This is a genomic window from Streptomyces sp. NPDC051018 (assembly GCF_044456085.1).
GTDB lineage: Bacteria > Actinomycetota > Actinomycetes > Streptomycetales > Streptomycetaceae > Streptomyces.
Genome location: NZ_JBITFN010000004.1, coordinates 252673 through 277597, shown reverse-complemented (window position 1 = coordinate 277597; position 24925 = coordinate 252673). Strand labels below are relative to the sequence as shown.

Genomic DNA, 24925 nt, shown 5'->3' with positions numbered 1-24925 from the left:
AGAGCTGCACGGGGTACAGGGGATGATGAGCGAGGCGGGAACATGCCGTGGCCGCTTTCCGCCACGGCGGTCCCCCGGGGGTCATGACGTCGCGTGTCCGGTCCGGCGAGGTCCGGTGCTGGGAGGGGTCTGGTGCTCGGAGCGATAGGTCTCGACGAGAGGCAGGAGTCGGCGTACCGCGCGCTGGTCGCGCTGGGGGCGGCCGAGGTCACCGATCTGGCGCACCGGCTGGCGCTGCCGGAGCCGGACACGGAGCGGACGCTGCGGCGGCTGGAGCAGCAGGGGCTCGCCGCGCAGTCCTCGGCACGGCTGGGCCGCTGGGTCGCGGCGCCGCCGGGGGTCGCGCTGGGGGCGCTGCTCACCCAGCAGCGCCACGAGCTGGAACAGGCGGAGCTGGCGGCGGCCCTGCTCGCGGAGGAGTACCGCGCCGAGGCCGCCGAGCCCGCCGTGCACGATCTGGTGGAGGTGGTGACGGGCGGCCGGGCCGTGACGCACCGCTTCGCCCAGCTCCAGCTGGGGGCGACGGAGGAGGTCTGCGCCCTGGTCACCGGGCGGCCGGTCGTGATCACCGGCCAGGACAACACGGCGGAGGAGAACGCGGCACGGCGCGGTGTGCTGTATCGCGTGGTGATCGAACGCGAGGTCCTGTCCGCGCCCGGCGGCATCGGCGAGCTGACGGCGGCGCTCGGCCGCGACGAGCGGATACGGGTCGTGGACCGCGTCCCCACCAAACTGGTCGTCGCCGACCGCGCCCTCGCGATGGTCCCCCTCACGGTCCACGGCTCCGACCCCTCGGCTCTCGTCGTCCACGGCAGCGGGCTCCTGGAGTCCCTCATGGGCCTCTTCGAGGCGGTCTGGCGCGACGCCCTCCCCCTCCGCCTCGGCCCGCCCGCCTCCGACGGCTCCCCGCCCCCCGTCGAAGAACTCCCGCCCCGCCCCGACGCCACCGACCTGGAGATCCTCTCCCTCCTCCTCGCCGGCATGACCGATGCCCGCGTCGCCAAACAACTCGACCTCGGCCTCCGCACGGTCCAGCGCCGCGTCAAGGGCCTCATGGAACTGACCGGCGTCACCACCCGCCTCCAACTGGGCTGGCACGCGTACGCCCGCGGCTGGGTCTCCCGGGAGCCGTAGCCGCCCCTGCACTGTCGGGGAAACCAAACCAGGCCCGGAGCCACGTCCAGCCCCCTCTCGGCGCTTGAGGCGCGGAGCCACGTCCAGCCTGGCTGGCGTTCGACGCATGGAGCCACGTCCAGCCCTCTCGGCACTTGAGGCACGGAGCCACGTCCAGCCTCGCCGGCAATTGAGGCGCAGGGCCCCGGGCCCAACACCCCCGGCACACGGCGGGACGCCAGCACACCCACCCCGGCAGGGAGCACCCGCACCGACCAGCCGCCCACCACGACACCACCGGAAACAGCGGCACCAACCCCAACCGCCAGCGAACAGGACACGGAACCAGAATCAGCCCCGCCGGCGATTGAGGCGCAGGGCCCCGGGCCCAACACCCCCGGCACACGGCGGGACGCCAGCACACCCACCCCGGCAGGGAGCACCCGCACCGACCAGCCGCCCACCACGACACCACCGGGAACAGCGCCGAAGTCAGCCCCGCCGGCGATTGAGGCGCAGGGCCCCGGGCCCGCTGCCCGGAAACACACCACCGCGGAGGCCCCGACAAGCGCCACGCCCGCCCATCCGGCACCCTTGGCAGATGGGCGGCGTCTGGCAGCTTCTCCTGGTCGGCCTGGTCATCGCGCTGGGAGTCGTCGGCGTGATCATCCCCGGCGTTCCGGGCCGGTGGCTCGTCTGGGCAGCCATGCTCTGGTGGTCCCTCCATGAGCAGACCGTCCTTGCCTGGGTACTGCTCGTCGCCTCCACGGCCCTGCTCCTGGTCGTCCAGGTGATCCTCTGGCTGATGCCGACACGCCGCATACGCGACTCCGGAGCCACCGGCGGGATGGCCGCCGTCGCGGGCGCGGGCGCGATCGTGGGCTTCTTCGTGGTGCCGGTACTCGGCGCGATACCGGGGTTCATCGGAGGTATCTACGGTTACGAACGGCACCGGCTCGGCGGCCACGGCCAGGCGGTCGCCTCGACCCGCACGGTGATGCGGGCGGCCGGGACGAGCGTTCTGGTGGAGCTGTTCGCCTGTCTGCTGATCGCGGGGGCCTGGCTGGGCGCGGTCCTCTGGGGCTGACCTCTGGGGCTGACCTCTGGAGCTGAGGCACACCGGATCTCCAGGGCTCCCCCGGACGCCGTCCTGACGCTGCGCGCGAGCCGTTCCCGGGCACCCCGGGGAGGAACGACCGACCAGCGGGCCGCGAGACCCACGCGGGGCAGGACGACGCCGAGGTCCCCGGTCCATGGTCCGATGCGGAATCCCGGCGGCGCGTGTGAGGCTTTCGTCCATGACCTCTTTCAGCGAAGCCGAGCGTTCGTATCTCTCCTCCCAGCGGCTGGGACGGCTGGCGACCGTCGACCCGAAGGGCCAGCCGCAGGCGAACCCGGTCGGCTTCTTCCCCCAGGAGGACGGGACGATCCTGATCGGGGGCCACGATCTGGCGCGGACGAAGAAGTGGCGCAACCTCCAGGCGAATCCGAAGGTGGGGCTCGTCATCGACGACATCGTGAGCCTCAGGCCGTGGAAGGTGCGCGGGGTGGACATCCGTGGTGAGGTGGAACTCCTCACGGGTCCCCACGACTTGGGTCCGTACTTCAGCGAGGAGCTGATCCGGATTCATCCGAAGAAGATCCACAGCTGGGGCCTGGACGAGTGACTTCGGCCCGCACGGTCGCCCCCGGAACCTGAACCGGCCACGGGGCCGCCCCTCGCCGTATCCCCGGCTCCCGCCGGGCGGACGCGCGGCTCCACTGAGCCGCCCGAGGTACACACACCGCCCGTGAAGACCCGGCAGACCCGGCAGACCAAGCGAACCCGGCAGCCGCCGGCAACCGGGCAACCCGAGCAGACCGTACGGCCCGCGCCGGTCACTCACCGGCACGCGCCGCACGGCAGACAACCGGCAGCACGCACTGCGGCGCGGAGGCCCCGGGCCCCCGCGCCGCGGACGGTCATCGCAGCCGGCCTCGCTTGGCCTCCTGCGCCGCCTTGCCCACGGCGGCCCGGTGACGGGACTCGCGGCGCAGTTCGGCGCGCGCCCTCGCGTCCGTCTTGGCGACGGCGTACTGGTTCTCGCGCAGGAGCTTGCGGTAACTCGTCAGCCGGCGCTCCGGGAGGGACCCCTCCGCCACGGCCGCGAGAACCGCGCAGCCGGGCTCACTGATGTGGGCGCAGTCCTGGAAACGGCACTGTCCGGCGAGGTCCTCGATCTCCGAGAACGCCTGCCCGACCCCGGTTCCGGCGTCCCAGAGCCCGACGCCCCGCAGCCCGGGGGTGTCGATGAGCACCCCGCCGCCGGGCAGCGCGAGGAGGTTACGGGTCGTGGTGGTGTGCCGGCCCTTGCCGTCGACGTCCCTCGTGACCTGCACATCCATCACCTCCTCACCGAGAAGGGCGTTGGCGAGCGTGGACTTCCCCGCTCCCGACACACCGAGCAGCACGCTGGTACCGCCGGAGACGATCGCAGCGAGTACTTCCGTACCCTCACCGGTCATCGAACTGACCGGCAACACCTGTACGCCGGGGGCCACGGTCTCCACGTCCTCGACGAGATAGGAGAGCCCGGTGACGTCGGGCACCAGGTCGGCCTTGGTGAGGACGACCAGGGGCAGCGCCCCGCTCTCCCATGCGAGCGCGAGGAACCGCTCCACACGGCCGAGGTCCAGTTCGACCGCGAGGGAGACGGCGATGATCGCGTGGTCGACGTTCGCGGCGAGGATCTGGCCCTCCGAACGCCTGGACGAGGTGGAGCGCACGAAGGCGGTACGGCGCGGCAGCAGCGACCGTACATAGCGGGGGTCACCGTCCGCATCGACGGCGGCCCAGTCGCCGGTGCACACGACCTTCATCGGATCGCGGGGCACCACGAACTCGGTGTCGGCCCGGACGGCTCCGGCCGGGGTGATGAGATCGCACTGCCCCCGGTCGACCCGCGTCACCCGGCCGGGGACCAGGCCCTGCTCGGCGTACGGGGCGAACGCGGCCGCCCAGCCGTCGTCCCAGCCGTAGGGCTGAAGCGGATGCGAGGACGACGAGGACGAACCGCGGAACGGAGAAGAGGAGGAAGACAAGGGGTGAACCCTTCACGAGGGTGGCCCCGGCATCGCGCGCTCAGGCGCGGAAAAGCATGGAGAGTGAGATCAGCCGGCGGCCACAGAGGTGGGCGTGATGGACTTCGGGATGCGGGCAGCACCCATCGCAATGACAGCCATCGGTCAACACCTCCATGCTCTGCTCGGCCACGGCCGACGACGTATGCCGCCGACACAACACGGCGAACTCTAACCGCGGACAGCCGTGGCGGGCCACCCCTTTTCCGGACGGTCGCCCAGGGCACTCGGCGCGGCGGCCCGTTCACGGCGGCATCCGCCCGTCTCCCGCGGGGATGTGCGGCGGGTCGGGCCCGCGTACGGGGACACCGCCCGCACCCGTGCGCCGCTCTCCGGAGCCCGGGCCGAGCGGTCCACGGCCGCTCATTCGCCCCGGCTCCCGTGGGCCGCGCTCCGTCCACTCCCGGGGGACGGGGTACCGGCCACGCGCCCCGGAGCGGTCGGCGGACCCGGTTGCCGGGCCTGGGCACGGCAACCGGGCGACTGCTGCCGACGGCCGGGCGGATGCGGCAGGAGGGGTACGAGGCAGGGCCGTACGCGCCCTCCGCTACCGCCCCGGGCGCACCTCGGGGGCAGCACAGCGCTCGTGACGCGGACGGCGTTCGCGACGACGGCGGACCTCATCAGGAATCCCCGCCGCCGTTTACCCGCTCTCGCCGCAGGACGTACGGGCGACGAGCTTCGGCTCGAACCTGAGCTGGACCGGCCGCTGGGGGTTCTCCACGACGATCTCGGCAGCGCGCCGGCCCATCCGGTACGACGGCTGCGCGACCACCGTGATACCGAGGGCCGGTCCCCAGGAGAAGTCGTCCATCGTCAGGAACCCGATGTCGTCGGGAATCGCGAGCCCGCGGGCGGACAACGCCGAGTGGACGGCGACCGTACGGAGTCCGGTGAGGCAGACGATCGCGTCCAGGGAGGCATGGCGTTCCAGCAGTTCGTCCACGGCCTCCCGGGTCTCCTCGTTGACGGCCACCGCCGCGACCGCGTCCTCGGGCAGCGGCACGCCCGCCTCCGCGAGCCCCTGCCGCAGTCCCTCGGTGCGTCCGAGCTGGGACGGCCGTGTTCCGGAGGTGATCACCCCGATCGACCGCCGGCCGCACGAGAGCAGATGCCCGGCCATCATCCGGCCCGCCGCGATGTTGTCCAGGCTGACGGAGTGCAGGCCGGGCGGCGGGTCGGGCACCGACCGGGCCACGATGACGCACGGGGTTCCCCCGGCGGCCATCCTGCGTGTCCGGTCGTCGGTGGACTCGCTGGCGGTGACGATCAGGCCGCGTACCCGCTGCTCGTCCATGGACTGGACCTGTGCGAGTTCGCTGTCGGGGCGCTGGAAGGTGTTGGCGAACATGACGAGGCTGCCGTTGGCGGCGGCCACCTCGTCGATCCCGCGCATCAGGTCGAGGTAGAACGGGCTGCTGAGATCTCCCATGACCACCCCGACGGTGCTGGAACGCCCGGCGAAGATGCTCTTGGTGAGCGCGTTCGGCGAGTAGTCCAGCCGGGTCACCGCGTCCCAGACCCTGGTGGCGGTCGCCTCCCTGACGGCGCCTCCGTTGAGCACCCGTGAGACCGTCGCCACCGATACCCCCGCCGCCGCCGCGACATCGCCGATGGTTGTTCGCTTCACCGTCTGTCCCTTCCCTGCGCTCCGGTCAGGCGGCGATTCGTCGGCCGTCGCGGACAACGATCTCACCGCCGATGATGACAGTGCCGACCCTCGGCAGCTCCGCCGGGTCGGTCAGCACCAGGTCGGCGATCGCGCCCGGTGTGACGCGGCCCCGCCGTGGTGCCACTCCGGGGATGGCGTCGGCGACGTTGGCGGTGGCCATGGCGACCGCCGCCGGCAGGCGCACCACGCCGGCCTTGGTGGCGCGGTCGATCGCCAGCAGGATCGGGTCGTGGTGACCGCCCGCGTAGTCGGTCGAGATCGTGTCGACGAGCCCGGCCGCGAACATGGCGTACAGCAGCTCCGGACCGGTGGTGAGCCGCCTCGCTCCGAAGGTGTCGAGGGTCGAGACGTCCACGGTCGCCCCCAGTTCCTTGAGCCGTTCGGCGTGCTCCAGGGCCTCGCGCAGCTCGAAGCTCGAATGGTTGGAGTGCCCGGCGATGAGCCGTACGCCGGTCGTGGCGATCGCGGCGACCTGCGTCATGGACGCGGCGGCGTTGTGCACCAGCACCGGGACGCCGGCCTGCCGGGCGTACTCCGCGGCTTCGCCCAGTCCCTCCAAGGCTATGTCGAACGCGGGCAGAACGATGCCGGAGACGATGTCGCGGATCTCCTCGACCGACAGCTTTCCGGCCAGCCCCGCCGCCACCAGCGCCTCCTCGACCGTGTCCCGGTCGAAGGACGACGCCGAGATATGGCGGCCCAGCACGGAGATCTTCAGCGCGTCCGCCTGCCGGGGTGTGATGGTCACCCCGGTACGTCCCGCCACCTCGGCGGGGATATACATATAGCTCGCCCCGCCGCCGCCGAGGGTGTGCCCGGCGCCGATCTCCCCGAGGGCGACGGCGCCCGCGCCGACCGCCCGGCGCGCGGTGAACGCGCGGTTCTCGTCGGTGAGCCCCCCGCCGTCGGCGATGGTCGCCGCGCGCAGGCAGGCCGGGGTGTTGCAGGAGGCGAGTCTCACGGTGACCGGGTGGTCCTCGTCGGTCCTCGCGACGGCATCGGCGGTGACGAAGCCGTCCACGCAGAGCACGGTGGTCGTGCCCTCCAGCAGATGCCGGTCGAGGTTGGCGAGCACCCGCTCGGGCGGGAGCCCTTCGTGGCCGCTGGGGAAGAGCGGGCCGTACGCGGTGCCGTGGGTGTGGTTGTTGATCAGACCGGGCAGGGCGAGGGCGCCCGTGGCCTCGACGATTTCATCCACCGTGCCATAGGTTTCCGCGGGCCTGGTGGGCACGATCTCGGCGATCGCGTCTCCCTCGACCACGATGTCGACCCCGTACCGGACGTCGGCGCCGGTGCCGTCGACGAGATCGCAGCCGTGCAGGACAGTCGTACGCACGAGGTCTCCTCAGAATCGCTCGAAGCGGAAGGCGGCCAGTTCCCCGGCGCGGTCCTCGCCCAGCACCTCGGCCGCGACAAGAGCGCCGGCGTGCACGCTGAGCGTGGCGCCGCTGTGGGAGACGGCGAAGTGGAAGTTCGGCAGTGCGGGCGCCCGGCCCAGGACCGGCAGCCCGTCACCGGGGATCGGCCGCTCGCCCACCCGGACGCTCTCCACGCCCCCCGCGCTCAGTCCGGGGTAGAGCGCGCGTCCGGCCTCCATCAGCTTGTCGACCGCGGCCTGCTCCACACTCGTCTCCCCGGTGTCGGAGACCCGTACCGCGCCGTCGATGTCATGAGTGTGCAGAAGCAGCCGTCCGGCGCCGTCGGGCCGCAGATGGACATGAGGGGCATGGATGACGCGGGACAGGGAGACCGCGACCGGTGAGGTGTGGACGAGCGCGCCGCGGGTGTTGCGCATGGGCAGCTCCAGCCCGGCGAGGGCCGCGATACGGTCGGCGGCCGGGCCGGCGCAGTTGACCACCGCGTCGGCGGGCAGCCGTCGTCCCGAGGCGAGCCGGACCGAGGTCACCAGGCCGTCGGACACGCCGATCCCCGTGACCGCGTCGTGCCAGATCCGCTCCACGTCCGCCGTGGACAGCAGATGGGCTATCAGCCGGGTGGGTTCGATCCAGCCTTCGGCCGGGAAGTAGGCGATCTCGTCGGCGGGCAGTCCGGCGGGGTTCATATCGGGTTCGAGGCGCAGTACCTGTGCGCGGGTGAGCCATCGTGCCTCGTATCCGTAGCCGAGCACCGTGGCGACCTTCCGGCGCAGCCGTTCACGTTCACCGTCGCCACCGCCCCATTCCAGATTGCCGCCCTCGTGGTACCAGTCGCCGCCGGGCACATCGCGCGCCAGCTTCCGGTGGGCTTCCATGGAGGCGACGCTGATATCGTGGTACGCCCGCGGCTGCTTGCCGCAGGAGTTGGTCCACGAGAAGGTCGCCCCCGAAGTGCCGCCCCCGGGCGCGCCCGTGTCGACCACCGTGACGCGGGCGCCGCGCCGTGCCAGTTCGGCGCTCACCGCGGCGCCGTACACACCGGCACCGACGACAACGACTTGCTCGACCATGGGGATTCCTCTTCTCTCGGGTTCTCTCGGGTTCTTCGGCTGGGGTCTTCAGGGGACTCGACGGGGCTTCAGCGGCCTGCGGGCAGCGCGTGTGCGGTGCCGGGGGGAACGGAGACGGCGATCTCGTCGCCGGGTGTGGGGAGTCCGATCGCGCCCGGATCGGGCACGGAGACCCTCAGGCGCCCGGAGCCGGCGGTCTCCAGGACGACGGTGGCGAGGCTGCCTTCGTTGACGATCTCGACCACCCGGCCGGTGATCGGTGTCGCGGCGCCCTCGCCGTGTCCGTCTCCGGCGGCACCCAGACGGAGGGCTTCCGGTCTGAGCAGGACCTGGACCGCCTCGCCCTCCGCGACCGTTCCAGCGTGGCGTGCGCGCAGGGTGTCCGATGTGGACAGCCGGACGGTGCATCCGTCCGGTCCGGCTTCGGTGCAGATGCCGGGGACCAGGTTGGACTGGCCGATGAATCCGGCCACGAACGCGTTCACCGGTTCCCGGTAGATCGTCTCGGGGGTGTCGAGCTGTTCGACCCGGCCGGCCCGCATCACCGCGATCCGGTCGCTCATCACCAGCGCCTCGGTCTGATCATGCGTCACGAAGATGGAGGTGGTGCCCAGTTCGCGCTGGAGGTGCTTGATCTCCAGTCGGAGCTGCTCGCGCAGCTTGAGGTCCAGATTGGACAGCGGCTCGTCGAAGAGCAGCACCTTCGGCTCCACCACGATGGCCCTGGCGAGGGCGACGCGCTGCTGCTGCCCGCCGGAGAGCTGTCCGGGCATCCGGTCCTCGTACCCGGCGAGGCCGACACGGTCGAGCGCGCCCGCCACGCGCACCTGGATATCGGCCTTCGGGCGCTTGCGCATCCTCAGCCCGTAACCGACATTCTGACCAACAGTCAGATGCGGGAACAGCGCGTACTGCTGGAAGACCATCGCGGTGTCGCGCCGGTCCGGCGGGAGCCGGTGGACGTCCTGGCCGTCGAGCAGGATCCGTCCGCCGTCCGGGGTCAGAAAGCCCGCGACCATGTTGAGCGTCGTCGTCTTCCCGCAGCCCGACGGTCCGAGCAGGGTCAGGAACTCACCGGGGCGGACATCGAGATCGAGGTCCTCCACGGCCACAGACGAACCGAACTGCTTGCGGATGCCGCGCAGGGTCACGGCGTAGCCGCTGGTACCCGCCCGTGCGGCCGGCTCCTCGGCGGTGTCTGTTCGTGCGGTCACTTGGTACCTCCGTGGATGAACTCGGTCAGGCGGACGAACCGGGACGCCGCACCCGCGATGACACAGATGCCGACGACGCTGGTCACGGCGACACAGGCCAGGGTCGGCGAGTACTGGAACTCCATGTACTGAAGGAGCCGGATGGGCAGGGTGGTCGAGTCCCGCGAGGTGAGGAACAGCGAGAGTTCGACGTTGTTGAACGACACGATGAAGGCGAACAGCGCCCCCGCGAACATCCCCGAGCGCATCAGCGGCAGTGTGACGGTGGTGAACGTGCGCCACGGCGAGGCGCCGAGATCACGGGCGGCGCGCTCCCACAGCGGATTGACACCGAGCAGACTGACGCCGACCGTACGCAGCACGAACGGGATGCCGATCAGCGCGTGGGTCACCACCAGCAGCACCGGGCCGATCACCCCGCGTGCGTTGAGCATCGAGATCAGCTGGACCACGGAGAGGCTGATCACGATCTCGGGCAGCAGCAAGGGGGTGGCGAGGAAGCCCTCCAGTGCGGCGCGGCCCCGGACCGGGCCCCGGGAGAGGGCGTACGCCGCTGCCGTGCCCACCACCAGTGCGCACACCGCGGAACCCAGCGCGATCTCGGCGGACAGGGCCATGGGCAGCAGCCATTCGCGGGTCAGCGCGGACTCCCACCACTTCAGCGACAGCCCGCTCGGCGGGAAGGCGGGGTAGGCGTCCGGCTGGACGGAGGTCCACACCACGACGGCCATCGGCACCGCCACAAAGGCGAGCACGAGTACGAGCAGCAGGGTGCGCAGCAGCAGCCACGGACTCGGACGCATCGTCACATTCCCTTCCGTGACCGGCGGCCGGCCATCAGCAGGGCGGACACCGTGACGGCGCCCACCACCAGGATGACCACCGAGACCGCCGCCGCCTGCCCCCATTCGAGGCTGACCACCATGCGGTCGCGGACCAGGGTGGCGAGGGTCTGCACCCGGCCGCCGCCGAGCACGGCCGCGGCCGCGTACGCACCGAGACTGATCGCGAACGTCAGCATGAAACCGGCGACGAGGCCGGGGCGGATCAGCGGCAGTGTGATCCGCCAAAACGTGCGGACCGGCCCGGCGCCGAGGTCGCGGGAGGCTCGTTCGAGGACGGGATCGACGCTCCCCACGCTCGACATCGCGGTGAACACGGCGAACGGCAGGAGTACATGGACGAGTCCGGCGATCACCGCGAACTTCGACCCGATGAACGGGACCGGCGACTCGGTCAGCCCCGTCCAGAGCAGGACCTTGTTCACCAGGCCGTCGCCCTGGAGGAGCACGAGCCAGCCGTAGGTGCGGACCACGACGCTCGACACCAGGGGTGACACGACGATGAGCAGGACGAGCGTGCGCCACCGCGATCCGGACCGGACGATGAAGTGCGCGACCAGGAGTCCGGCGGCCGAGCACACCGCCCCCACCACGACCGACATCCAGACGGTCTCCCACAGGACCGCCCTGAAGTAGCCGTCGCGGAACAGATCGCCGTAGTTGGCGGTGGTGAGCGGGCCGGTGACCTCGGCGCCGTCGTAGGTCAGCACGCTGCTGGCGAGCAGGATCGCGGTCGGTACGGCGAAGACCGCCAGCACCCACACCGTCGCGGGCAGACTGAGCCACGGCAGCCGGGACCGTTTGCGCGCCGGCTTCCGCGGGGGTGACTGCCGTGGCGCCTGTGGGGGTGATTCGGCCACAGCCGCCGTCACCGTACGGCCTCCGCCCATCGCTGGCCCCAGGCCGTACGGTTCCGTGTGACGGTTTCCGGGTCGGCGATCTTGATCTTGTCGAGCTTTTCGGCCGTGGTGATGTGCTTGGCGGCGAATTCCGCGGGGAAATCGAGGCCGGTCACCGCGGGCCCGACGTTGTAGGCGAGCGCCCAGCGCCGCTGCACCTCACCGGAAAGCCAGTAGTCGATGAATTTATAGGCAGCGTCCTTGTTCGCCGCACGGGCCGGAATACCGAGAGATCCGAGGGAGGCGTACGAACTCTCGCTCGGTACCGTGTAGTCGTAGTCGGTGGTTTTGGCGTAGATCGCGGCGCGCCCGTCCAGATAGGGGAAGAGCGTCGCCGTTCCCTTCTCCATATAGGGCACCGCCCCGGCCGACGCCTGCGGAGTGGCGAGGGCGTATCGGGCCAGTTCCTTGATACGGGCGAAGCCGGGTTCGGTATCGCCGATCCCCCCGCCGTCCAGTTCGGCGGCGCTGAGCATCGCGTACACCCCGAGGATGTTGGCGGGGTTGAAGATGAGGGTGCCCGAGCGGTACTTCGGGTCCCACATCGCCTTCCAGCTCGTGGGCGGCTCGGGGAAGAGCGACCGGTGGTACATCAGCACGACCTGCTGGACGTCCTGGATCACCCCGACGCCATAGGTCTTGTCCCGCAGTTTCCGCGGGACGCGGGCCAGATTCGGCACCTTTTCCGTGGTCACCGGAGCGAGCAGACGGTCCCGGCTGCCCTGGTACAGCTCAAGGCTGGTCATGACGGCGAGATCGAAACCGGGGTCTCCATTGGCGGCCCTGATGGCCGCGTACTGTTCCGACGCCGACCCGGCGGCCGTGTACTTGATCTTGATTCCGGTCTTCTCCGTGAAAGGCTCGGCGATCTCCTTCTCGAAAATGTCCTGATACTCGGCGCCGTATCCCTCGATGACAAGCTCATCGGCCGCACCACCGCCCGTACTCGTCGACGAACAGGCGGCCAGCGTCGCGGTGAGTCCGAGCGCGAGCGCCAGGCAGACGAATTTCTTCATGGCAGCCACACCTCCAGGATGTAACTAGTTACATGAACTGGTTGCAAACTCAAGCACGCGACCGTGCGGCCAGTCAATGGCTTGTTCTCACCTCAATGCCGGAGGCGGGTCCGGCGGCGTCACCCGATCGGCCCCGGCGGGTACCGCCCACCGACGATCCCTCGGGCGGGAAATGGCCCGGCGGGGCCGGTCACCGCAGACAACGGGACCTGCACCCGTCCATACGGAACCAGGCCCCGGCCACCCGGCCCGGCAGGGTGAAGACCGGCCGGAACAGCCCGCCAACCCGCCACCCCGGGGCCGCACACTTTCGTCTGGCGTTGCGTCTGATGCCCGGCACGGCGAGGAGCCCTCAGCCGACGGCCCCGAGGTCCCCCGGCCGGTGTGCGGGCCGGCCTGAAGGACCCGTGCGGATGCTGTGGGGAGCACCTCCGGTCCGCCGCGCCGAACGCGCGGCGCACCGCGGTCGGCCCCGGCGGGCCCCGCGTGCAGCCAACCGGTCGCTGGATTATGGAGATCAGGCGAAAGCGGCGTCCATGGGCTGAACACGACGACAACGCCGCTGGTGGGATCGTGTTCGCACGCACAGCGCGGCCCCTGCGGAACTTGGGTTCTAACGGTCCTCGCAACTCCCACAGATCGCGGGTGTTGCGAGGACCGTTAGAACCCAAGCGGCGCTTGCCGGGGCCTGCGGCGCCGGCCTCCCCGGCCTTCGCACCCACCGGGCACCGCTCTCCGCCGGCGCCCCGGTGCGGGGGCGCGCGGGGGCCGCTCCCCGGGGTGGGGAGCACGCGGTGGTCCGGATACGGGAGGGCGCGGCTCGTACGACCCCTCGCACGGGAAGCACTCCGCGGCCCCCGGGCCTCACAGCGGCCGCGCCGCCCCCTGACCGCCCCGGCCCCTCGTCGCCACCCGTGATCAGACCGGCGCAGACGAGGCCCCGGGCCCCGGGCCGTAAGGGAACAGGGGTGGGGTAATCGGGATATTTGGCTGGTATGTCAAGGTTGGGGGGTGCTCGACGACATAGACCGCAAGATCATGCGGACGCTGACCCGCGACGGCCGGACGCCCTACACCGTGCTCGCCCGTGAGCTGGGGGTTTCCGAGGCGACGGTGCGGCAGCGGGTGGGGCGGTTGCAGGAGAGCGGGGTGCTGCGGATCGTGGCGCTGTGCGATCCGCTGGCGCTGGGGCACCAGTCCGTGCGGCTGATGATCCGGGTGCGGGATCTGACCCCCCGGGCGGTGGCCAAGACGCTCTCCGGGATGCCGATGATCAACCATGTGGCGCTCTGCGCGGGCAGTCAGGACATCTTTCTGGAGGGGACCTGCCGGGACCAGGCGCAGCTGGTGCAGTTGCTGGACGACATCCGGATGCTGCCGGGGGTGTCCCGGGTGCAGGTGCTTCTGCTGCTGGAGCTTTTCAAGGACTACTCGTGGAGCGGTCTGGCCAGCGCCGTGGGGCAGGGCGTCGCCCAGGAGTGACCCCCGGAAGCGGGCCAAAAGGGAACAGATAGGGGCAATCAGGTGCGGGTGGAGCCCCCGTCACAGCACCCCCGCCCCCTCACGTCGGAATGATCCGCTCCCCCGGCCGTACCGGCACCTCGCGGAAGCCCGCCCACAGATACGAGTCCTTGATGACCTCCAGGACGGTCAGCGCCTCCGCGTGTGCGACACCGTTGACGCGACGTACGCGCTCGGTGAGGAGTTCCGCGAGGTGCTCCAGATCACGGCAGCGTACGTCCACGATCAGGTCGTAGGGGCCGACGCACGACGCCACGTACCGCACCTCCGGCATCCGGGACAGCTCGCGGGCGACCAGGGCCACGGGGATGTGGTGGACGCGGACCGCGAGGTGGACCTCCATCTCGCCCATGCGGACCGCGTCGGTCATGCCGACGACCTGGAGGACGCCCTTGCGCTGGAGCCGCTGGTAGCGGGCGCGTACGGATGCCTCGGAGAGGCCCACGGTACGGCCGATCTCGGCGAAGGAGCGGCGTCCGTCGACCCGTAGCTGGTCAATGATCTGCCGGTCCAGGTCGTCGATCACCAGGGCCTCCGAGCGGTAGATGCTGTCGACACCCATCATCCCGCAGCTGTCAAGGTCCGCCGTTCCGACGGCAGACCTCTGCGAGATGCGTGGAAATACGGAGCTGTTTCCACGGTATTCGTTCCAGGTTTATCTTTTCGGCCAGTGGCTTGATCCCACACGCTGTTCTCCACCGAACCCCCCGCCCCCCGGACAAGGAGATCAGCGCATGCAGACCACCCCTCCACCCGACCGGTCGTCCCGGCGGACGGCGACGTGACGGTCACCGCCACCACCGGGAGGACGCCGGCGTCCGCGCGGCCCGGTCAGGGGCCCGCCAAGGAGACGCGCGTCCGGCGTGCCGCCGTGACGACGGCGCTGCTCGCGCCCGCCGGAATCACGGTGATCGGCCTGGTGCTCGTACCGCTGCTGCTGGTGGTACGGAACAGCTTCGCGTCCGCCGACGCCTACGGCGGAATCCAGGGCGGCTACACGCTGGCGAACTACCAGGACCTGCTGGACCCGATCTACCTCAAGGTCTTCGGCTACAGCCTCGGCATGGCGGCCCTGAACACACTCGTGTGCCTGGTCCTCGGCTATGTGGTCTCGTACTACCTCGCCGGACGGCCCCCGCAGCGCCAGATGCTGCTGCTCCTGCTGATCATCGTGCCGTTCTGGACGGACTTCCTGGTCCGGACGTTCGCGTGGATCAATCTGCTGAGCCCCGGCGGACCGGTCAACAGCCTGACCGACGCCATCGGTCTCACGGACGGGAACACCCAGTGGATCCCGAGCCAGGGAGCGTCGTTCATCGGCCTGGTGTACGCCTTCCTGCCGACCGCGATCTTCCCGATCTACGCCTCACTGCGAGGGGTGGACAACTCGCTCGGCGAGGCCGCCCGGGACCTGGGCTGCGGCTGGTGGCGGGTGCACACCCGGGTACTGCTGCCCATCGCCCGGCCCGGCATGCTCGCGGCCGCGCTGCTCACCTTCATCCCGACCCTCGGCGTGTTCGTCATCCCCGTCCTGCTCGGCGGCGGACGCGACCAGCTGGTCGGCAATCTCATCGTGACCCTCTACACCGAGTTCCGTAACCAGCCGATGGGAGCGGCGGCCTCCGTGGTCCTGCTGCTGCTGATGGTGGCCTCGATGGCGGTGTTCGGACTGGCCGCCCGGCGGCTGAGGAGGAAGTCGGCATGAAGAACGCCCTCGACACCCTGACCGCCTGGCTGGCCCGCGGTGTCATCGCCTTCCTGTACATCCCGATCGTCGTCGTGGTCGTCCTGTCGTTCAACGACTCCGAGGTCACCTACAAGTGGGCCGGATTCAGCACCCGCTGGTACGGGACGCTGGCCGACAACACCGAGCTGCTCTCCGCGCTGGGGGTCAGCGCGCAGGTCGCCCTGATCTCGGCGACCCTCGCCACCGCCTGCGGACTGCTGGCCGCGATGGGCATGTCCCGGCTGCGGTCGAAGTGGAAGGCGGTGTTCTCCGGCGGTCTGTTCCTGCCGCTGATCATCCCGGAGATCGTGCTGGGCGTGGCCCTGCTGTCGGTCTTCGGCGCGATGCACGCGGATCTGGGTCTGACCACCCTCGTCCTGGGCCATCTGGTGGTGACCCTGCCCTACGCGGCGCTGATCGTCCTCGGCGCGTACAACGCGCTGGACTCCTCGCTGGAGGAGGCCGCCACCGACCTCGGGTGCAACGCCTGGCAGGCGTTCCGGCGGGTGACCCTGCCGCTGCTGCGGCAGCCCCTGCTGGCGGCCTGGCTGCTCTGCTTCACCATCTCCTTCGGCAACATCGTGATGTCGACGTTCACCAACGGCATCGGCAGCACCACGCTCCCGCTGCGCGTCTACTCGATGCTCAAGGGCGGTCTGACGCCCGAGATCAACGCGCTGGGCACGCTGCTCGTGCTGTTCACCCTGCTGATCATCCTCGGTGTGGGGCTGCGGCAGATGCGCCGCGTCCTGCTCGGCGGAGACCGCTCCTGACGCGCCCCCGCCGGCCCTCGCCCCCTCAGTGTTTCTCAGCTCTTCTCAGCGTTTCTCAGTTCTTTCGGCTTTCCTCCGCGTTCTCACGGATTCCCTCCGCTGTCCTCCGTACGAAAGGCATCGCCCTCATGCGTGCAAGAAGCGTCTCCCGAACCGTCCTCGCCGTCTCCATCGCCACCGTCACCGCCCTGGTCGCCACCGGATGCGGTGGCTCGGACTCCGCGAGCGGGGGCGGCGGCAAGGAGCTGAACATCTACGCCTGGGCCGGGGAGATCCCGGACAGCGTGGTGAAGAAGTTCGAGAAGGAGACCGGGATCAAGGTCACCCTCGACACCTTCGACAGCAACGAGACGATGACCTCCAAGCTCAGCTCGGGGTCGGCGGGGTACGACCTGGTCGAGCCGAGCCAGTACAGCGTCCAGCAGCTCATCGGCCAGGAGCTGATCCAGCCGCTGGACCACTCCCGGATCAAGGGCCTGGACAACCTGGCCGCGAAGTTCCGCAACCCGTCGTACGACAAGGGCAACAAGTACAGCGTTCCGTGGATCTGGGGCACCACCGGGTTCGCGTACAACGACAAGTGCATCCCGTCCGCGACCAGCTGGAAGACGCTCTTCGACGAGAAGTACAAGGGCAAGGTCTACATGCTGGACAACATGCTGGCCGCCTACATCGCGGGCCTCCAGGTCACCGGCTCCCGCGCCACCAGCACCGACGAGGGCGAGATCAAGGCCGCCACCGAGGCGCTCCAGAAGCAGAAGAAGATGCTGGCGGGCTACAACTCCACCAACTACCCGCAGCTGCTCTCGACCGGCCAGGCGTGCGCGGCGGAGGCGTGGAGCGGTACGGCGATGGCCAAGGTCGTCGCGGCCAACCCGAACGTGCACTACGTCATCCCCGAGGAGGGCGGCTCCATCTGGACGGACGGGCTCTCCATCCCCAAGGGCGCGAAGAACACGGACTCGGCGTACGAGTTCATCAACTTCCTGCTGCGTCCCGAGGTCGCCGCCATGGCGACGGACGACGGCGGCAGCGCCAGCACCAACGCCAAGGCCCGTGAGTTCATCAAGGACAAGAAGGCGCTGGAGAACCCGGCGGTGTACGCCTCCGACGACGCCATCAAGAACGCCGACTTCCTGCTCGACCCGGGCACCGCGATGAAGTACTTCCAGCAGGGCTGGACCAAGGTGAAGGCGTCCTGATGACCGCGACCATCGAAGCGCCGGCCGCCACCGGGACCCCGGCTGTGCGGCTGACGGGAGTCGGCAAGGCGTTCGGCCGTACGCACGCCGTCCAGGGCGTCACGCTGGACATCCGGCGGAACGAGTTCTTCTCGATCCTCGGCCCGTCCGGCTGCGGCAAGACGACCCTGATGCGGATGATCACCGGCTTCGAGGTGCCCACGGAGGGCACCGTGGAGCTGGGCGGCGTCCCCGCGACCGGAGTGCCGCCGCACAAGCGGGACCTGAACATGCTCTTCCAGAGCTATGCGCTCTTCCCGCATCTCAATGTGCGCGACAACGTGGCCTTCGAACTGAAGGTGCGCAAGTCCCGTCCCAAGGCGGAGATCGAGAGCGCCGTGCGTGACGCGCTCGCGCTCGTACGGCTGGAGGGGTACGGGGACCGGTCCATCGCCCAGCTCTCCGGCGGGCAGCGCCAGCGCGTCGCCATCGCGCGGGCGCTGATCGGCGGGCCCTCGCTGCTGCTGCTCGACGAGCCGCTGGGCGCGCTCGACCAGAAGCTGCGGGCCGAGATGCAGCTGGAGCTGAAGAAGATCCAGCGCGAGGTCGGGGTCACCTTCGTGACGGTCACACACGACCAGGAGGAGGCGCTGACCATGTCCGACCGTATCGCGATCATGGACGGCGGCCGGGTGCTCCAGGTCGACAGCCCGGAGGCGATCTACGAGCGTCCGGCGACCCGGTTCGTCGCCGACTTCATCGGCACCTCCAACTTCCTCACCGGCCCGCTCGACGGCGGCCGGATCGGAGTGGAGGGACTGGGGAGCGTGGCGGTGCCCGGGGGACACGGTCTGGCCGACGGATCCGTGGTGCATCTCGCCCTGCGCCCGGAGAACGTCCGGCTGGCGCGTACGGCCGAGGAGCTGAAGGACCGCGCGGCCGTCCTCGGCGGCACGCTCCAGCAGATCGTGTACCTGGGCAACGCCACCCGCTATCACCTCATCCTCGCCGACGGGTCCGGCTTCGTCGCCGAGTCCCGGGGCGCGGACCGCAGCGGGCTGAACGTCGGCGACCCGGTGTACGCCGGGTGGGACCCCGCCCGTTCACGGGTCCTGCCCGAATGACGGCGCCCAGGTCCCGGCCCGAGCCGCCGGCGGCCCCGCCCGTACGGGTACGGGCCACCGGCCCCGGTCCGTACGGAGCACCCCCGGCCGCCGCGGGCCAAGCACCCCCGGCCGCCGCGGGCCAGGCGCCTCCGGGCCCGCGCGGGCCCAGGGGGCGGCGCCCCCGGCAGGCCCGCCCGCCCGGCCGGGCGGGCCGCTCCCGAATCCCGTACCCCTCGTCCCCCTCCAGCAAGGAGACCCGGCCGTGAAGGTCGCCTCAGCCCAATTCGCCCCGACCGCCGACGCCGCGGCCAATCTCGTGGTCATCGAGGAGATGACCCGGGAGGCAGCCGAGGCGGGCGCCGAACTCATCGTCTTCCCCGAGGAGTCGATGATCCCCTCCGACATCACCGACACCCCCCTGCGTGAACTGGCCGAGACCCACTGGCAGCCGTTCCTGGAGGGCATCGCGCGGATCGCCTCCACCCACGGCGTCGCGGTCATCGCGGCGGGCTACGAGGACAGCGGCACGGCCCTGCCGTACAACACCATCGCCGCCGTCGACGCGAGCGGTGAAGTCCTCGGCCTGTACCGCAAGATGCATCTGTACGACGCCTTCAACTACAAGGAGTCGCGCCGCGTCCAGCGCGGTGACACCGGGCCGGTCGTGGTCCGGATCGGCGACTTCAACGTCGGCCTGGTCAACTGCTACGACGTGCGCTTCCCGGAGTTCACCCGGTCCCTCATCGAGATGGGCGCCGATCTGCTGTCGGTGTCGGCCGCCTGGGTCAAGGGCCCTCTCAAGGAGGACCACTGGACGACGCTGCTGCGTACCCGGGCGATCGAGAACACCTGCTGGGTGGTGGCCTCCTCGCTCACCACACCCGACTGCATCGGGATGAGCATGGCCGTCGACCCGCTGGGCGTCGTCCGCGCGGCGCTCGGTGAGGAGGAGCGGGCGATGCTCGTCGTCGACGCCGACAAGGACCGGATCGACCGGGCCCGCACGATCCTGCCCGTGCTCCGCAACCGCCGCATCATCATCGGACCGAGGTAACCCGCACCATGCCGCTCGACATTCGTGAACTGCCCGCCCCGCTGGACGCGGAACTCGCCGAGAAGCTGCGGACGGTGGACTTCCCGACCCTCGGCCACTATCTGGAGGAGGGCTTCTGCGATCCGCTGCTCCAGCGGATGGCGGGGACGGCCAAACTGGTGGGCCGTGCCGTGACGGTCCGTATCACCGCCACGGACTCCACCATGCTCCACCACGCCGCGGGCATCGTCGGCCCCGGTGACGTGGTCGTCGTCGACTGCGGCGGCGACCGCCGCCACGCGCCCCTCGGCGAGGTCGTCGTCAACGCGCTGGCCTCGCGCGGAGCCGCGGGCGCGGTGGTGGACGGACTGTGTACCGACATCGACGCGCTGCGGGAGGTGGGGCTGCCGGTGTTCGCCTACGGGCGTACGCCGCTGACCACCAAGCTGCACGGGATCGCGGACGGCTCCCTGTGCGCCCCGGTCTCCTGCGGCGGTGTGCCCGTGAGCGCGGGCGACCTGGTGCTCGGTGACGCCAACGGGCTGATCATCGCTCCCGCGGAGCGGCTCGCCGCCGTCATCGACGAGGCGCTCGCCGATGACGCGAAGGAGCCCGCGCTGGTGGCGGAGCTGTGGGACGGCAAGCCCCTGGGCTCACTGACCGGCGCCACCGAATCGCTCCGGCAGCTCCGCTGAAGCCGGTACCGCTCGGTGCCGAACCCCCGTAACACCCCGAAAGGACCATCGTGTTTCTGAAAGCCGCCGTCAACGGCGGGCGCTCCCAGGCCGAGCACCCCACTGTCCCGGTCACCGCCGGGGAGATCGCCGCCGACACCCTCGCGGTGACCTCCGCCGGAGCGGACGTCGTCCACTTCCATGTCCGTACCCCGGACGGCGGGCAGACCATCCGCCCCGACGCCCTCGCCGAGGTGCTGTCGGCGATCCGCGCCGTCGCGCCGGACGCGGTCGTCGGTACGACCACGGGCCTGTGGACCTGCTCCGGTCCCGAGGAGCGTTACGCCCTGGTCAAGTCCTGGGAGGTGCTCCCCGACTTCGCGTCCGTCGCCTTCAGCGAGGAGGGCGCGGCCGAGACCGCGCAGCTGATCGTGGAGCGCGGGATGGTGCTGGAGAGCGCGGTGTGGACGATGGACGACGTCCCGGCGCTGCTGGCCTCGCCGACCCTGCACGAGAACGTCCGTATCCTCATCGAGCCGGTGGAGGAGGACCCCGGGGAGGCGGTGGCCGCGGCGCGCGCCATGGCCGCGCGTATCCGTGAGGCGGGGGTGACCTGCCCGATCCTGTACCACGGTGACGGTCCGACGGTCTGGCCGCTGGTGCGTGCCGCGATCGAGGACGGCCACGAGACCCGGATCGGCTTCGAGGACGGTACGGACCTCCCGGACGGCTCGGACGCGTCCGACAACGCCGCCCTGGTGAGGGCGGCCCGCGCGCTGGCCGCCGGCTGAGGCGGCCGTCGTCCCGCGCGTGAGGGTGTTCAGTTCACCGGGCAGGAGCGCTCGATGAGCGCCACCGTCGCGCGCGGGTCACCGACCTGGACGACGAGCCGGGTGTAGCGCTCGCCGGTCAGCTCGATGACGACGGCCTTGGCCGGGTCGCGGACGTCCCAGAAGACCTTTCCGTCGTCGGTGCGGTAGGTGCCGGCGACGATGAGGCCGGGGAAGTGGGTGCCGGGGGCGCGCAGCCCCTTCGGCTCCTTGACGATCCCCGGATCGACGGTCGCGCCGCGGACATGGGCGAGCGGGACGGTGAGCCGGCTCTTGAGGGCCCAGAGCTTGCCGAGCCCCTCGATCCCGACGATCAGGTTGTCACCGTCGATGCTGATCTGCGCCATGGCGGGTTTCCTTCCTTGGGTGCCTGATTGCCCGGGGGCCCGCGGATGCGCGGTGCGGGCTCCTGGGGGCTTTGTTGTCGTACGGGGCGCCTTCGCGCGCCTTCGGTCGTACGCGCATGCCGTCGATGTGGCTCCAGGCCACATTCGGGGCGTTCCCGGGGGCCCTCGCGCGGGTGGTTCAGGGCCGGTCGAGTAGGTGGGCCAGGGCCGCGCCCGCCGCGTCGAGCGCCGTGGCGCCCGTACCGGAGCGGGCGCGCAGCCGGAGACCGAGGATCGCCGCGGTGAGCGCCGTGGCCAGCGCGTCCCCCCCGGCGGAGCTGTCCGCCCGGACGGGTGTGGCGGCGGCCCGGTCCAGTGCGGCGAAGCCCTCGGTCACCAGGGAGGCGACCTCGGCGTCCTCGGGCGCGCGTTCGGCCGCGGCCAGCAGCAGAAGGTCGAGCCCCGCGCCGGCGTCCGGTGCGGTGAGGCTCTCCCGCAGTGCGTCGAGAGGACCCTCACCGGCGGCGACCCGCTCGGCCAGCGGGGCGATGTCGTGCTCCAGGGACCAGCGCAGTGCCGCGAGATAGAGCCCCCGTTTGCTGCCGAACGTCTTGTACAGGCTGTTGCGGTGCACCCCGAGGTGGGCGACCAGATCGTCGATGGAGGTGCCGTCGTAGGTCCGGGAGGCGAACAACTCCGCCGCCGCCCGGATCACATCGGCTTCGTCGAAGCTCCGTGGGCGGGCCATGACCTCACCCTACGCAGTTCAGGAACGTTCAGTCAAGAACAACCGTTCCTTAATGACGGGGCCGGTTCCACCGGCAGGCGCTGGACCCGCCGACCATCCCGACCCGCACCGCCCGGCGCCTACGCGGGCCCGAAATGAACCCGGTCGCAGCACACCGTGTATCCATCTGCTCACTCCGTGTGGCAGCACGTCAGGAACGCCCATAGCTTCGGCCCATGATGAAACGCCACAGAAACCACAGACCCCCGAACCGGCACGGACGGGCGCTCGGCTGCCTCGCCGGTGTCGCGGTCGTCATGGTCACGGGGCTCGGCGCCGCCGCCCCCACCCAGGCGGCAACCCCCGAAAAGCCCGCCCCCGTCCAGGCCGCTCCCGGATCTCCTTCGGCCCCGGGCGCCTCCGGGGCCCGCGAGGACCGGGCGCCGGGCGCCACGCATGACAGGCTCTCCGTCCACCCCGGTCAGTCCATCCAGAAGGCCGTCGACGCCGCCCGGCCGGGTGACACCGTCGTCGTCCACCCCGGCACCTATCGCGAGAGCATCCACATCACCACCTCGGACGTGACCCTGCGGGGCACGGGCCCCTCCACCGTGCTGATGCCGCCGGCCGCCACCGACAAGCGTGCCGCCCACGCCTGTGCGACGGCCGGTCACGGCGTATGTGTGACGGGTACGGAGGACGCGCAGGTACGGGGGGTCTCGGTGCGCTCCCTGAAACTGACGGGCTTCGCCGCCGCCGGACTGTGGGCGTCCCGGACCGACCGGCTCTCCGTCCGGCAGGTGACGGCCGAGAAGAACGGCACCTGGGGACTCGCCCAGGAGAAGTCGACCCGTGCCCAGATCCGGGACAACATCGCGCGCGACAACCGGGACGCCGGTGTCTTCCTCGCCAACACCGTCGGCGAGGAGGGCGGGGCCACCGACACCGCCGGTACGCGTGTCTCGGACAACGATCTGACGGGCAACCGGGTCGGCATCAACATCAAGCGGGTCCGCAACCTCACGGCCCATGACAACGACATCTCCGGGAACTGCGCCGGGATCTTCGTCGTCAGCGACGAGTCGAAGCCCGCGGCCGGGGCGATGACCATCCGCGGCAACACGATCCGCGAGAACAACAAGCTCTGCCCCGCCTCCCCCAGACTCCCCGCCATCCAGGGCTCCGGCATCGTGCTCACCGGCTCGGACGCCACCGTCATCCGGGGCAACCGGGTCCTCGGCAATGTGGGCACCGCGCCCATGTCCGGCGGCATCGTCCTGTTCGAGAGCTTCGTCGGCGCGACCAACGAGAACAACGTCATCGAGGACAACGAGGTCACCGGCAACGGCAAGGCCGATCTGGTCCACCGCGGCCCCGGCGGCGGCAACTCGTTCGCCCGTAATGTCTGTGAGTCCTCCGAGCCGTCAGGGATGTGCTGAATGACCACACTGAGCACCAGACCCACCCAGACCATGACCGTGGACACCGCGCCGCCCCCGGCAATGCGGCTGCGGGAACTGGTCTTCGGCGCCGCGTGCGCCGCCGCCGTACGGGCCGCCGCCCGGCTGGGTGTCGCCGACGCGCTCGGTGACACACCCGCCGGTGTCGAGAAGCTCGCCGCCGCCGTGACCGCCGAGCCCCAGCCGCTGCGCCGGCTGCTGCGCACACTGTCCTGCTACGGCATCTTCAAGGAGCGCCCGGACGGCACGTTCGCCCACACCGAGATGTCCCGGATGCTGCGGGAGGACGACCCGGCGAGCCTGCGCTACATCGCCCTGTGGTGCACCGAGCCGTGGACCTGGGCGGCCTGGCCGCATCTCGACGACGCGGTGCGCTCCGGGGACAACGTGTTCCAGGAGCTGTACGGCAAGGGTTTCTTCGAGTACCTGCACCAGGACGCGCACGAGTCGGCGCAGGTGTTCAACCGGGCCATGACCACCTCCAGCAGGCAGTCGGCGGAGGATGTGGCCGATCTGCTGGATCTGGGGGGTGTCTCGTCGGTCGCCGACATCGGCGGCGGCCAGGGCCATGTGCTGGCGAGCCTGCTGGAGAAGCACCCGACGGTACGGGGCACCCTGCTCGATCTGCCGGACGTGGTGGCGAAGGCGGACCCCCGGCTGCGGGACGGCGGACCGCTGGCGGGCCGGGTGGACATCGTTCCCGGCGACTGCCGCCGGGAGATCCCGGTCTCGGCGGATCTCTACATCGTCAAGAACATCCTGGAGTGGGACGACCACAGCACGCTCAGCACCCTGCGGAACATCGTCGCCGCCGCCCGCCCCGGCGCGCGGGTGGTCGTGATCGAGAACCTCGTCGACGACACCCCGTCGATGAAGTTCACCACCGCGATGGATCTGCTGCTCCTGCTGAACGTGGGCGGTGCGAAACACACCCGCGACAGCATGGTGGAGCGGATGGCGACGGCGGGGCTACCCGTCGGGGAGATCCGCCCGGTCAACGCCTATCTCCACGCCTTCGAGTCCGTCGTGCCGCAGTGAGCCCGGGCGGGCCGCCCGGCGCCCCACGGGCCGGGATACGCAAGCGGCGCCCCGGAGTCCCAGGACGGGACTCCGGGGCGTCCGCGCGTCCGCCCGGTCGTGGGGCCGGGCGGGGGCCCGCGGGCCCCCGCGCGGGGGGGCGGGCCGCCCCCGGTGTTACATAACGGGCCACCCCCCCCTCCGGGGGCGCCCCCAGGGGGGGGGGGGA

General features: G+C 70.8%; 24 protein-coding genes. 13 read left to right on the top strand and 11 right to left on the bottom strand.

Annotated elements, in window-relative coordinates; translation table 11 throughout:
- The first annotated feature begins 132 nt into the window (after positions 1 to 132).
- The 3 genes from ACIBCM_RS10015 (at position 133) to ACIBCM_RS10005 (ending at position 2780) form a co-directional block, all read left to right on the top strand.
- Positions 133 to 1134, top strand: coding sequence for a helix-turn-helix domain-containing protein (locus ACIBCM_RS10015; RefSeq protein WP_399241506.1), 1002 nt, complete (start codon positions 133 to 135; stop codon positions 1132 to 1134).
- A 580-nt stretch (positions 1135 to 1714) separates the two neighbouring features.
- Positions 1715 to 2200, top strand: coding sequence for a DUF456 domain-containing protein (locus tag ACIBCM_RS10010; RefSeq protein WP_399241505.1), 486 nt, complete (start codon positions 1715 to 1717; stop codon positions 2198 to 2200).
- Positions 2201 to 2411: 211 nt separating this feature from the next.
- Positions 2412 to 2780: a PPOX class F420-dependent oxidoreductase gene (locus tag ACIBCM_RS10005; RefSeq protein WP_399241504.1), complete on the top strand. Its 369-nt coding sequence runs from the start codon at positions 2412 to 2414 to the stop codon at positions 2778 to 2780.
- Positions 2781 to 3075: 295 nt separating this feature from the next.
- On the opposite strand, the gene rsgA is transcribed toward ACIBCM_RS10005, so the two are convergent.
- The 8 genes from rsgA to ACIBCM_RS09965 all read right to left on the bottom strand — a co-directional run bounded on the left by rsgA (position 3076) and on the right by ACIBCM_RS09965 (position 12322).
- Entirely contained in the window at positions 3076 to 4194 is a 1119-nt protein-coding gene (gene rsgA, locus ACIBCM_RS10000; protein ID WP_399241503.1) for a ribosome small subunit-dependent GTPase A, read from the bottom strand.
- A 682-nt stretch (positions 4195 to 4876) separates the two neighbouring features.
- Entirely contained in the window at positions 4877 to 5863 is a 987-nt protein-coding gene (locus ACIBCM_RS09995; RefSeq protein ID WP_399241502.1) for a LacI family DNA-binding transcriptional regulator, read from the bottom strand.
- A 25-nt stretch (positions 5864 to 5888) separates the two neighbouring features.
- Positions 5889 to 7241, bottom strand: coding sequence for an amidohydrolase family protein (locus ACIBCM_RS09990; protein ID WP_399241501.1), 1353 nt, complete (start codon positions 7239 to 7241; stop codon positions 5889 to 5891).
- Between the two features lie 9 nt (positions 7242 to 7250).
- Positions 7251 to 8351, bottom strand: a complete 1101-nt coding sequence (locus ACIBCM_RS09985) for an NAD(P)/FAD-dependent oxidoreductase (RefSeq protein WP_399241500.1) — start codon at positions 8349 to 8351, stop codon at positions 7251 to 7253.
- A gap of 68 nt (positions 8352 to 8419) precedes the next feature.
- Entirely contained in the window at positions 8420 to 9565 is a 1146-nt protein-coding gene (locus ACIBCM_RS09980) for an ABC transporter ATP-binding protein (RefSeq protein WP_399241499.1), read from the bottom strand.
- Entirely contained in the window at positions 9562 to 10368 is an 807-nt protein-coding gene (locus tag ACIBCM_RS09975) for an ABC transporter permease (protein WP_399241498.1), read from the bottom strand. The genes ACIBCM_RS09980 and ACIBCM_RS09975 overlap by 4 nt, the downstream gene beginning before the upstream one ends.
- A gap of 2 nt (positions 10369 to 10370) precedes the next feature.
- Positions 10371 to 11267 carry an ABC transporter permease gene (locus tag ACIBCM_RS09970; RefSeq protein WP_399241497.1) on the bottom strand — a complete coding sequence of 299 codons (897 nt, stop codon included), beginning with the start codon at positions 11265 to 11267 and terminating at the stop codon, positions 10371 to 10373.
- 8 nt (positions 11268 to 11275) lie between these two features.
- Positions 11276 to 12322: a PotD/PotF family extracellular solute-binding protein gene (locus ACIBCM_RS09965; RefSeq protein WP_399241496.1), complete on the bottom strand. Its 1047-nt coding sequence runs from the start codon at positions 12320 to 12322 to the stop codon at positions 11276 to 11278.
- Between the two features lie 1011 nt (positions 12323 to 13333).
- Between ACIBCM_RS09965 and ACIBCM_RS09960 the strand changes: the two genes are divergently transcribed.
- Positions 13334 to 13804 (top strand): Lrp/AsnC family transcriptional regulator, encoded by a 471-nt coding sequence (locus ACIBCM_RS09960; protein WP_399241495.1) that lies wholly within the window; start codon positions 13334 to 13336, stop codon positions 13802 to 13804.
- A gap of 79 nt (positions 13805 to 13883) precedes the next feature.
- On the opposite strand, the gene ACIBCM_RS09955 is transcribed toward ACIBCM_RS09960, so the two are convergent.
- Positions 13884 to 14408 carry an Lrp/AsnC family transcriptional regulator gene (locus ACIBCM_RS09955; RefSeq protein WP_399241494.1) on the bottom strand — a complete coding sequence of 175 codons (525 nt, stop codon included), beginning with the start codon at positions 14406 to 14408 and terminating at the stop codon, positions 13884 to 13886.
- Between the two features lie 216 nt (positions 14409 to 14624).
- Between ACIBCM_RS09955 and ACIBCM_RS09950 the strand changes: the two genes are divergently transcribed.
- The 7 genes from ACIBCM_RS09950 (at position 14625) to ACIBCM_RS09920 (ending at position 21127) form a co-directional block, all read left to right on the top strand.
- Positions 14625 to 15548: an ABC transporter permease gene (locus tag ACIBCM_RS09950; protein ID WP_399241493.1), complete on the top strand. Its 924-nt coding sequence runs from the start codon at positions 14625 to 14627 to the stop codon at positions 15546 to 15548.
- The gene (locus ACIBCM_RS09945; protein WP_399241492.1) at positions 15545 to 16342 is read left to right on the top strand and encodes an ABC transporter permease; all 798 of its coding nucleotides are present in this window, start codon (positions 15545 to 15547) and stop codon (positions 16340 to 16342) included. Before ACIBCM_RS09950 ends, ACIBCM_RS09945 begins: the two co-directional genes overlap by 4 nt.
- A gap of 128 nt (positions 16343 to 16470) precedes the next feature.
- The gene (locus ACIBCM_RS09940) at positions 16471 to 17544 is read left to right on the top strand and encodes a PotD/PotF family extracellular solute-binding protein (protein ID WP_389267010.1); all 1074 of its coding nucleotides are present in this window, start codon (positions 16471 to 16473) and stop codon (positions 17542 to 17544) included.
- Positions 17544 to 18647 (top strand): ABC transporter ATP-binding protein, encoded by a 1104-nt coding sequence (locus tag ACIBCM_RS09935; RefSeq protein ID WP_399241491.1) that lies wholly within the window; start codon positions 17544 to 17546, stop codon positions 18645 to 18647. Before ACIBCM_RS09940 ends, ACIBCM_RS09935 begins: the two co-directional genes overlap by 1 nt.
- 244 nt (positions 18648 to 18891) lie before the next feature.
- Positions 18892 to 19683 (top strand): carbon-nitrogen hydrolase family protein, encoded by a 792-nt coding sequence (locus ACIBCM_RS09930; protein ID WP_399241490.1) that lies wholly within the window; start codon positions 18892 to 18894, stop codon positions 19681 to 19683.
- Positions 19684 to 19691: 8 nt separating this feature from the next.
- A complete protein-coding gene (locus ACIBCM_RS09925; RefSeq protein ID WP_399241489.1) occupies positions 19692 to 20357 on the top strand; it encodes an RraA family protein in 666 nt (221 codons plus the stop codon).
- 50 nt (positions 20358 to 20407) lie between these two features.
- The gene (locus ACIBCM_RS09920; RefSeq protein WP_399241488.1) at positions 20408 to 21127 is read left to right on the top strand and encodes a 3-keto-5-aminohexanoate cleavage protein; all 720 of its coding nucleotides are present in this window, start codon (positions 20408 to 20410) and stop codon (positions 21125 to 21127) included.
- 29 nt (positions 21128 to 21156) lie between these two features.
- Here ACIBCM_RS09920 and ACIBCM_RS09915 read toward each other — a convergent pair whose 3' ends face one another.
- Both ACIBCM_RS09915 and ACIBCM_RS09910 read right to left on the bottom strand, forming a co-directional pair.
- Positions 21157 to 21513: a hypothetical protein gene (locus ACIBCM_RS09915; RefSeq protein ID WP_399241487.1), complete on the bottom strand. Its 357-nt coding sequence runs from the start codon at positions 21511 to 21513 to the stop codon at positions 21157 to 21159.
- 178 nt (positions 21514 to 21691) lie between these two features.
- Positions 21692 to 22240 (bottom strand): TetR/AcrR family transcriptional regulator, encoded by a 549-nt coding sequence (locus ACIBCM_RS09910; RefSeq protein ID WP_399241486.1) that lies wholly within the window; start codon positions 22238 to 22240, stop codon positions 21692 to 21694.
- A 215-nt stretch (positions 22241 to 22455) separates the two neighbouring features.
- On the opposite strand from ACIBCM_RS09910, the gene ACIBCM_RS09905 reads away from it, so the two are divergent.
- Both ACIBCM_RS09905 and ACIBCM_RS09900 read left to right on the top strand, forming a co-directional pair.
- On the top strand, positions 22456 to 23658 hold the full coding sequence (locus ACIBCM_RS09905; RefSeq protein ID WP_399241485.1) for a nitrous oxide reductase family maturation protein NosD: 1203 nt from the start codon (positions 22456 to 22458) through the stop codon (positions 23656 to 23658).
- Entirely contained in the window at positions 23659 to 24717 is a 1059-nt protein-coding gene (locus ACIBCM_RS09900) for a methyltransferase (protein WP_399241484.1), read from the top strand.
- The last annotated feature ends 208 nt before the right edge of the window (positions 24718 to 24925 follow it).